The sequence below is a fragment of the Xanthobacter autotrophicus genome (assembly GCF_030015065.1).
Classification (GTDB): Bacteria; Pseudomonadota; Alphaproteobacteria; order Rhizobiales; family Xanthobacteraceae; genus Xanthobacter; species Xanthobacter autotrophicus_D.
In genome coordinates this window covers 1-468 of the sequence record NZ_JAIVFN010000372.1, presented here as the reverse complement: position 1 = coordinate 468, position 468 = coordinate 1, and the positions used below count along the sequence as shown (strand labels likewise).

Below are 468 nucleotides of genomic sequence, written 5' to 3'. Positions count from 1 at the left end.
GTCGAGCTTGAAGCGCTCACCGACCAGCTTCACGAGGAATTCGGGCGTGGAGGCCGGCGCGGGAATCCCCACCGCGCTCTTGCCGCCCTGCGCCTTCACCCAGGCGACGTAGTCGCCGAAGCTGCGGGCCGGCGTGCCGCCGGAGACGGCGAACGCGTTCACGAAGGTGGCCACGCCGCCCACGCCGATGAAATCCTGCGCCGGATCGAAGCCCGGATGCTTCACCACCTGCGGCAGGATCGAGATCGTGTGGTCGTGCGTGAAGAACAGCGTATTGCCGTCGGGCACCGAGGTCTTGAGCACCTGCGCGGCGATCTGCCCGCCCGCGCCGGGCCGGTTCTCCACCACGACCGGCACGCCGAGCACGTCCTTGAGCCTGTCGGCCAGCAGGCGCGCGATCGCGTCGGAGCCCCCGCCGGGCGGAAAGCCCACGAGGATGCGCAGCGTCTTGCCGCCCTGGGCCAGCGC

General features: G+C 70.9%; 1 protein-coding gene. It reads right to left on the bottom strand.

Annotated elements, in window-relative coordinates; translation table 11 throughout:
- Window positions 1-468 (bottom strand): tripartite tricarboxylate transporter substrate-binding protein (locus tag K9U40_RS23580; RefSeq protein ID WP_282892488.1); only part of this gene is annotated, 468 nt, incomplete at both ends.